This window comes from Kitasatospora sp. NPDC094016 (genome assembly GCF_040304045.1).
Lineage (GTDB): Bacteria > Actinomycetota > Actinomycetes > Streptomycetales > Streptomycetaceae > Kitasatospora.
Genome location: NZ_JBEOUK010000090.1, coordinates 1 through 8,402 on the forward strand (window position 1 = coordinate 1; position 8,402 = coordinate 8,402).

Consider the following 8,402-nt stretch of genomic DNA (forward strand, 5'->3'; position numbering starts at 1 on the left):
TTGGCCGGGTTGTAGCGCAGCCGCCACGTGCGCACCGCGTGGTTCAGAGCGTTGCGCAGCGTCGAGACCACCCGGTAGACCGTGACCCGCCCGCGGTTGGCCTTGCGCTGCGCGGCCACCCAGGCGTCGACGTGCTTGGGCCGCAGGTCGGGCAGTCGGCACTGGCCGAAGGCGGGGACGAGGTCCCGCTCGACGCAGTCCTCGTACCCGGCGTAGGTGTTCGGCGCGAGTTCTTCCTTCTTCGCCGCCAGCCACTGCCGCAGGAAGCTCGCCACCGTCGTACGGCGGTCCTCGTAGACGCCCCGCAGCTCACCGTTCAGCACCGCCTTCATCTCCCGGGCCGCCTCGGCGCGGGTGGCGAACCCACCGCGTCGGCGGGTCTTCCGATTCCCGTCCTCGGGGGCAAGGTCGACGCAGTACGTCCACCTCCCGTGCTTCAGATCCCCGGCCAGCCGCGGACACCACGGCCCCAACTGCTTCCCCGAACCGTCCGAACAACCACACCGCCGGTACACCCGGCCCCGCTGCGCACGCTGTCCCATGAGCTTCCCCTTCTCTCGGACTGGGTGGTGCCTCTGGGGTAAGAGTGGCTGCCGTGTCGGGTGTGGCGGCAGAGCGTGCAGGGCGGTGCGCGAAGCACTCAGAACCAGACGGCGAAGACACGCTCAAGACGACACACCGCCCGGAAGATCACCATCCGTAGCCGGTGGGTAGGCGACCGTGATCCGCCCGCAGGATCCGGACCTGCAAGCTGGCCAGCGCCGTCGATGCAGCAGCTGTTGGGATCGCACGGCGGCGCTTGCTGAAGGACCGACAGATACCGGTCACCGGCAGTAGCAGCGGCGGGGTCGCTGACCCTGGGACCACTTTGGGACCACACCCGATGAGCGCCCATGAACGCCGATGGGCGAAAACGGACGCTCGTGCGCAAAGTAAACACTGAGCCACGGTCAGCATCTCGTGGTACCGCTTCCGCTGAAAGTCTCCAACTCACTTGCACCTCAGGGTAGTTGACCAACAAAAAAGCCGGGACCTTGAGGTCTCGGCTGTCGACAATAGTTGAACCCCTTGACTGGGGGTCAAGGGGTCGCAGGTTCAAATCCTGTCGTCCCGACTTGCATAATCGCAGGTCATAGGCCGTTTCCGCTTCTGGCGGGAGCGGCCTTTTTAATGTTCTGTCGGCTGGTGGCCGCAGGGTGGTCGCCGGGCCACATCGGCCAGGTGGCGTTCGGTTCGATTTCCTGTGGCGCCTGATGGGCTGCCAGGCGGTGGTGGGGGCGCGGGTTCTGGTGCCATGGGCGCCGGGCGCGGCAGGTGGGCTCGCCGAGGACTGCGCGGTCGGCGATGGTGAGGGTCCAGGCGATGGCGTCAGCCCGCGGCGCGGGCGGCGAGTCGGGTGAGTCCCGCGTAGATGTTCGCGGTGGTCGACAGGGTGCGGTGGCGCAGGGTCTTGGAGACGACCGGCAAGGCGACGCCTGCGGCCATGGCGAAGCTGGCGGTGAGGTGGCGCATGTCGTGCAGGGCGATGCGGGGGACGCCGGCCTTGTCGCAGAGCAGATGGAAGTGGTCGAGAACGTTCTTGGGGTGGAGCGGGCGGCCGTGGCGGTGGAAGACGTAGCCGGCGGCGGGGGTGATCTGGCCGAAAGCGCGTGAGCCGGCGCGGTCCTCCAGGGCGGCGGCGACACGGTCGGACAGGGCGACCCAGGCGCGGCTGCCCTTGGTCTTGGGGGCGGTCAGCAGGAGCTGGTTGTTGTCGATTGTGGAGAGCGTGGCTCGGACGAAGAGGGTGCGCTCGGGCAGGTGGACGTCGTCCCAGCACAGCGCGAGGACTTCGCCTTTGCGCATGCCGGTGCCGATCATCAGCTCGGCGAGGTCGGCGAACATCGGGTCGGTGACGTGGGTGAAGCGCAGGAAGTGGGCCGCCTGTTCTTCCGTCCACAGGTGTCGTTCGGCCGGGGCGGGCCTGGAGATGAGCGGGGGTTTGGCGGGGTTGCGGGGGAGGCGTTCGCCGGTGACGGCGTCGCTGAGGGCGCTGGAGAGGGTGGCCATGATGCGGTGGACGGTGACTCTGCCTCGGCCGTGGTGGAGCTGGTCGGTGACGAAGACGCTCAGGTGGTGGCGGGTGAGGTCGTCGAGGGGGATGGTGCCGAGGGCGGGGATGAGGTCCTGGGTGATGTAGGCGCGGTAGCGGGCGATGGTGGTGGGCTTGAGGTGGAGTTCCTTCTCGGTGAGCCAGGTGGTGAGGTATTCGGCGGTGGTCTGGCGTGGGTCGATGATCACGCAGGCGGGCAGGGACTGGTTGAGGCGTCGCAGGGCGATGCGAGCGTCGAGTTCGTCGGGGAAGCCGGATCGGCGGATGGTGTGGCGGTGGCCGTCGACAGGTGGGGAGTCGACGGCGAAGGACCAGCTGCCGTGACGGGGGTCGGTGGCGAGGTGGGGGGCAGTGGGTGCCGAGTTGGCGGTGGTGGTCGTCGCGGCAGCCGCAGCGCCGGTAGACGCGTCCCCGGTCCCGGTTGCCGGAGGGATTCGGTGAGCAGCGCATGGTGATCGCCTCGAAGGATCGCGCGCGAGTCGTCCTTCTCCCAGTCTGCCTCCGCGGGGCGATCACCGTGCGACCGTGAGCTCATGGAAAGGGCTGTGACCTGCGGATCTCCCTTGACCGTAGACAAAGGGAGATCCGGCTGACCGACGGGCGTCGGCGGCCGGCCAGCCTTGGTGGGGTAGGCGGTCAGGTGAGCCGGTCGCTGTTGGCGGCGGCGGTTTCGCGGACGAGCTGGGCGAAGCGTTCACGGCTTCGCTGCTGGTGCTGCTCGGCCTGCTCGTCGTCTTAGTTTTTGGCATCTGCGTTGAGGCTGTCTTCGTCGTCGAGTTCGTCGTACTCGCTTCGACCGCCCAGCTGGGGGTTGGGCAGGGAAAGCTGCCAGATCTGCTTGCCGTATGACCGTATTCCAGCAGGTCAAGGGCCTTGCAGCGATCACCTGACCTGTCATCGGAGGCTGAGTCTCGCCCATGGCCGTGCGGCCTGGAACGGCTGCTTCCTTTCTCCGCCTGCGGCCCGACAGCGCTACCGGGCCACCGAAGCGGGCAACGGGCCGGCTCTCGTGTCAGAAGGCGCGGCACCCGCGAGATAGGTGGCATTCAGTTACCAACTGAGACTTTGAGTGATGATATCGGGTGGTTCTGATCCCGTTGCTCCTTCCGGGGCGGCTTGTTCCGGGCCGGGCGACCCCTGATCTCGCCGTGTTCGAAGGAGAAGCTCATGCGGGATGCAGCGGTCGGGGACGGGGACTTCGCCGACGAGGCCGGCGTCAGGACGCGGGAGCCGGCGGCCGGTTCCGGGGGCCTGGACGGCGAGGCCGTCAACGACGCTGCCGGAGGTGAGTACGAACTGCTCCCGCCTTCGCAGGACCGGCAGCCGCCCGCACCGGCCGAGGAGGACTATCCCGACGCCCGCCCCCGCTGCGGGCCGTGGAGCAGAGCGCGCCGGCGGAGGCCGAGACGATGTTGTCGGCTGCCGCGGCGATCCAGCCGGACCGGCTGCTGCGGACCTGGATGTCCCGGCTCCCGGACACCCTGGACCTGGCCGACCTGATGATTCCCGGCACGCACGAGTCGTGCGCCCGGGGCAAGCCGGTCGGGTGGGCCAACTGCCAGACGAAGGACCTCGACTGGCAGCTCTACAACGGGGTCCGGTTCCTCGACCTGCGCTGCCGCCGTGTCGGCTCGGGGTCGAATATGAGCTTCACGCTCCACCATGGCGACTACTACCTCGACATGATGCTCGGCGACGCCCTGAACCACCTCTGGGGCTTCCTGCAGTGGCATCCCACCGAGACCCTCCTGCTGCGGATCTCCCAGACGAAGTCCGACGCCTCCGCGGCCGACTTCCGGCGCACCTTCGAAACCAACTACCTGCCCAACTGGCGCAACCTGTTCCATATCTCCCCGTGGATCCCGAACCTGAGGAGCGTCCGCGGCAAGGTCGTCCTGATGACCGGCTGGCCCTACATCGGCGGCCTGGCACTGAGCAGCACCGCGGTGTTCGACACCCAGGACGAGTGGAACGCACCCATGATGGATCGCAAGAAGGCCGAGGTGACGGGCCACATGAACCGCGCGGCCAGCGCCACCGCTCCCCGGCGCAAGATCTACATGAACTACACCAGCGCCAACGACAAGCCGCCCTTCGGCGCGACCCCCTGGAGCTACGCCGAGAAGCTCAACCCGCACACCCTCGCCCAGGTCAACGCCCGGCCGGGCAAGTGCCTGGGCATCGTTCCGATGGACTACATCAACCGCCACAACGGCAGCACCAACGGCGACCACGTCGACCTGCCCCGCGCCCCCGTCAACCGCAACGCCGTCCGCCAGTACCAGACGCTGACGATGAAGCCCTCCGGAGAAGTCGTCTGCGAGCCCTACAGCGAGGCCGCGACGCATAGCTTCTACCTGGTCGACCAGAACGACGGATCCGTCGGCATCCGCCACCAGGGAACCAACAGGGCGCTGTCCCTGAGGCACGACGGCATCGTCCTGGGCGAGCCGTACGTGGGATCGCAGCACCAGAGCTTCCGCATCATCGAGCACGGTGACGGCTCCCGAGGTGTCCGGGGCCACTACAACAACCTTGGCCTGACCCTCGTCACCGACACCGGCCAAGTGCACGGATCCCCCAACACCACGGGCATCAACATCACCAAACAGGCGGACGGATCAACCGGCTTCCGCCACTACTACAACTGACCCTCTCTGCAGACCGGACCACCACCCACACACCGGGCCGCCCGCGGCGGACGCCCGCACCGACCGACGTGATCTGTGCGGGCGCCCCACCGCGTCGCGCGAGGCCGTACAGCTGGCTTACCGTCACTCGCTGGTCGGCGCTGCGTAGCTTCCGTTGACGCGGGCCGCGGTGGATCCGGGCTGTCCCGTGGTTCGGCCGGAGGCGCGCGCTTGGAGGTAGGCGGTCCAGTCGGTGGCCGCGCGGGAGCGCCAGCTGGTGACGGTGTTCAGGTGGAGGCCGAGCATGGGGGCCAGGGCCGCCGGGGCATGTCCTGGGCGAGCTGCGCAAGGGCGGTTGCCCGGGCCGGTCGGCTGGGGACGCCGTGGGCGGTGAGGCGGCGGGCCAGGGCGCCGCCGGTGATGTGCTGGCTGGGCTTGGCCGAGGGGAAGCGCCAGCGGCTCGGGTGGTTCGCGACGCCGAGCGATGAACGCGCGGGGCCCTGCGGGAAGCCGCGGGCCGGTGCTCTACGCGTCCTGCAGGACAACTTCGTCGAGCACCGTGGCGGCATGCTCGGCCCGCTGGGCGTCAGCCTGGTTGAGGGCGGTGGCGAGGGCGTCGACGGCCTGCTCGGCGGAGTCTTTGAGGAGGTGGCCGTAGAGGTCGGTGGTGATGGCGAGGTTGGCGTGGCGCAGGGTCTTGGACCGTCGAGCCGGCCGAGCCCGCGCCGCAGACGATCACGTCAACTCGGCCCGTGCGTCTCGCCCACCCGCGGCGAGGACGGCCCTGCGTCACCTGTCGTTGCCGTTCGTCCACGGCGCTCGCTCCTCTGCCAGGGCCCGTAGGATCGGGCCGTTGGCGTGGTTGTCCCCGCTGAGCGGAGCGGCCGACCCTGGTCGGGCGGGCAGTTCGGCGCTCCTGACCCGTGGCCGGCTCACGGGGTAATGCGGGGCTGTCCGCTGGAGGCGCGGAGGCCGCCGTCGACGGGGAGCTGAGCACCGGTCACGTACCGCGCGTCCGCTCCGGCGAGGAAGGCGACCACGGAGGCGATCTCCTCGGGGAGGGCGACGCGGCCGAGCGGGATGCGCTCGGCGAAGGCCCTGACCACTGGCGATTCGGCGGTCAGGCCCGCTGTGATGCCGGTGCCCAGTGTGAATCCCGGGTGGACCGCGTTGACGCGCACCTCGGGGGCGTGGTCCAGGGCCATGGCGCGGGTCAGGTTGACCACGGCGCCCTTGGCTGCGTTGTAGGCGGCCATGCCGTAGTCGCCGCCCAGGCCGCCGGTGGAGCCCACGTTGACGATGCATCCGTGCGCGGCCCGCAGCGGCCCGAGTGCGGCCCGGCTCGCGTGGAAGACCGCGTCCAGGTTGAGGGCCATCGCGGCGCGCCAGGCGTCGGGGGTCACGGCGTCGACGGCGCCGAAGGCGGGCGCGCCCGCGTTGTTGACCAGGACGTCCAGCCGACCGAGTTCGCCGGCGATGTCGGCGAACAGCGCGTCTACCTGGTCGGGCACGGTGAGGTCGGCGGTCCGTACGAGCGCCTTGACACCCTTGGGTGCCCCGGCGGCCGTGTGCTCCAGCTTCTCCCGGGTCCGTCCGACCAGGACGACCGTCGCGCCCTCGGCGGCGAAGCGGTGGGTGATCGCCGCCCCGATCCCCGACCCGGCTCCGGTCACCACCACGACCCGTCCGGTGTCCGTGCTCACAATGCCCTCCTCGGTGCAGCCCGCGCGAACCTGCCTTGCTCCTGGCAGGCCGGGAACCCGGCCTCCCACGACGACATTCACCTTAGGAGGGGTGTGTGCCTGTACGCTTGGACGTGAGAGCCACATCGCGGGGACTTCAGCGCCAGCCCGGGGAGGCGACGGTGACGGGGACGAGCGGGCCGGGCAGTGGCGGGAGTTTTTCGGCCGACGTGACCGCCCCGGGCGCGCCGGAGCACGGGTTCGACCGGTTCCGGCAGGGCTGGGAGAAACAGGTCGGCGAGGCCTACCCCGCACCCGCCTTCACACCGGGGGCCGCAGGAGAGTTCAGGATCAGCGCCCGCGCCGTCCTGGTCCACCAGTCCGTGCTGGCCGACGTGCACAGCCACTCGCTGGCCGGTACCAACGGCAGCGCCCTCGACCAGGGCGACGACATGGTCCTCTTCCACGCGGTCACGCACAACGTCTGGGACTTCACCCGGCGCCGGGAGGGCCGACTCACCGTTCCAGCCGGGGACTTCATGCTCCAGCGCAGCGGACCGCCGACCTTCGAGGCCGCCCGGCAGGCCAGAGCGACGGTACTGATCCTGCCCGCCCGAGGCCTCGGCCCGCTCATCGGCGACCGGCTGGTCACCGGCTCCTCGGCCAAGGCCGAGACGCGGTTGCTGCTGGGGCACGCACGGCTCCTCTCCCAGACCGCGGGGGGCCTCTCCCCGGGCGGCGCGCAGGCCGCCCACCTGGCCCTGATCGAGCTGGTCCGGGGCGTGCTTCGGCAACGGCCCGACGCCACCGAGCCCGCCCACGCGCCCGCCCTGGCCCAGGCCGCCCGGGAGCTCGCGGACGTCCGCCTCGCCGATCCGCAGCTCTCTCCCGCCCTCGTGGCCAGGGAACTCGCCGTCTCCGTCCGGACCCTGCACCGGGCGTTCGAGGGCGGCGAGGAGACCGTCGCTGGCTACATCCGCCGTCGCAGGCTCGAACAGGCCAGGGCTGCGCTGTTGTCGGCGATCGGCCGGCCCAGTATCTCGGAACTGGCCGCGTACTGGCAGTTCGCCGACAGCAGCCACTTCAGCCGGGCCTTCAGACGCCAGTACGGCCAGAGTCCGGCCGAGTTCGCCCGCGCATCGGCGAGCCGCCCGGGATCGGGCGGGCACGGTGCGTGACCCCTCGGCCCCGTAGAGGCGCCGCCGTGGACGGCGTGCTCCTGTCGGCCGACCCCACCTGACGACGATGCCGTATCCGCACTGTACGTGGCGGCCGCCCGCAGGCCGGTGGCCCGGCAGTGGGGTTCGGCCGGGTCCGTTGAGCGGCTGCTGCCCGCCGCGGTCATCGGTGTTCTACGGGGCTGCAGGCATGGGCAGTGGCTGTTGGGTCCAGTGGTGTCCGTCCCAGTGCTGGGCCATGACGATGGTGGTGCTGGGCAGCGCTGTGCCGATGGCCGTGCAGTCGGCGGGCTGGGAGCAGGAGACGGTGGTGAAGTAGCCGGTTCGGGCGCCCGGCGCGTCGAGCGGTGTGTCGGTGGTCCAGGCAGCGGCGTTCAGGATCTCGGCTGCGGAGCGGGTGTGCCTGTCGGTTGTGGTGCTGCCGACGCCCAGGCACCTGGCGGGGGTGGCGCAGGAGATGTCGGTGAGCGTAGTGGTGGGGCTGTTGGTGGTGGCCGGGGTGAGGAGGTGCCAGCCGGTTTCGTCCGAGGTCTCGGTCAGGGCGGTCAGGTTCGGGCCGGTCACGGTGAAGCCGATCGCGGTGCAGTGGGTGGTTGACGGGCAGGACAGTGCGGTAAGGAGGGTGCTGGTGGTGCCAGGGGTTCGTCGATCTGCTGGGTGGTCCAGCGGTTGCCGTCCCAAGTGGTGACGTAGGCGTGTTCGGTGTTGCTGGTGGGGCCCGGGTCGAGGTTCCCCCGAGGTGCGGAAGGTTGCCGGACATGGCCTGATAGGTCGTGAGAAGGGAGCCTCTGTCATGGCTGCACCGATGAAATACCCGTCC

At 70.0% G+C, this 8,402-nt stretch carries 7 protein-coding genes, 1 tRNA gene and 1 pseudogene; 3 read left to right on the forward strand and 6 right to left on the reverse strand.

The features are described 5' to 3' along the window. On the reverse strand, positions 1-332 hold a 332-nt coding region (locus ABT015_RS37625), incomplete at its 3' end, for a tyrosine-type recombinase/integrase (protein ID WP_502897510.1). Between the two features lie 45 nt (positions 333-377). Next, positions 378-542 (reverse strand): annotated as a pseudogene (locus tag ABT015_RS37630) (site-specific integrase); the annotation flags it as partial. A 485-nt stretch (positions 543-1,027) separates the two neighbouring features. Between ABT015_RS37630 and ABT015_RS37635 the strand changes: the two are divergent. After that, positions 1,028-1,114, forward strand: a tRNA-Pro gene (locus ABT015_RS37635). Between the two features lie 254 nt (positions 1,115-1,368). Here ABT015_RS37635 and ABT015_RS37640 read toward each other — a convergent pair. After that, complete coding sequence (locus ABT015_RS37640) at positions 1,369-2,280, reverse strand: tyrosine-type recombinase/integrase (protein ID WP_350887782.1); 912 nt, start codon at positions 2,278-2,280, stop codon at positions 1,369-1,371. 1,188 nt (positions 2,281-3,468) lie between these two features. On the opposite strand from ABT015_RS37640, the gene ABT015_RS37645 reads away from it, so the two are divergent. After that, entirely contained in the window at positions 3,469-4,743 is a 1,275-nt protein-coding gene (locus tag ABT015_RS37645; RefSeq protein WP_350887785.1) for a phosphatidylinositol-specific phospholipase C domain-containing protein, read from the forward strand. A gap of 123 nt (positions 4,744-4,866) precedes the next feature. Here ABT015_RS37645 and ABT015_RS37650 read toward each other — a convergent pair whose 3' ends face one another. Beyond that, entirely contained in the window at positions 4,867-5,028 is a 162-nt protein-coding gene (locus ABT015_RS37650) for a hypothetical protein (RefSeq protein WP_350887787.1), read from the reverse strand. Positions 5,029-5,654: 626 nt separating this feature from the next. Continuing rightward, positions 5,655-6,425 carry a meso-2,3-butanediol dehydrogenase gene (gene budC / locus ABT015_RS37655; RefSeq protein ID WP_350887790.1) on the reverse strand — a complete coding sequence of 257 codons (771 nt, stop codon included), beginning with the start codon at positions 6,423-6,425 and terminating at the stop codon, positions 5,655-5,657. A 161-nt stretch (positions 6,426-6,586) separates the two neighbouring features. Here budC and ABT015_RS37660 point away from each other — a divergent pair, with 161 nt between their 5' ends. After that, positions 6,587-7,582 carry a helix-turn-helix domain-containing protein gene (locus ABT015_RS37660; RefSeq protein WP_350887793.1) on the forward strand — a complete coding sequence of 332 codons (996 nt, stop codon included), beginning with the start codon at positions 6,587-6,589 and terminating at the stop codon, positions 7,580-7,582. Positions 7,583-7,756: 174 nt separating this feature from the next. On the opposite strand, the gene ABT015_RS37665 is transcribed toward ABT015_RS37660, so the two are convergent. Beyond that, entirely contained in the window at positions 7,757-8,146 is a 390-nt protein-coding gene (locus ABT015_RS37665; protein WP_350887795.1) for a hypothetical protein, read from the reverse strand. Positions 8,147-8,402: the final 256 nt, after the last annotated feature.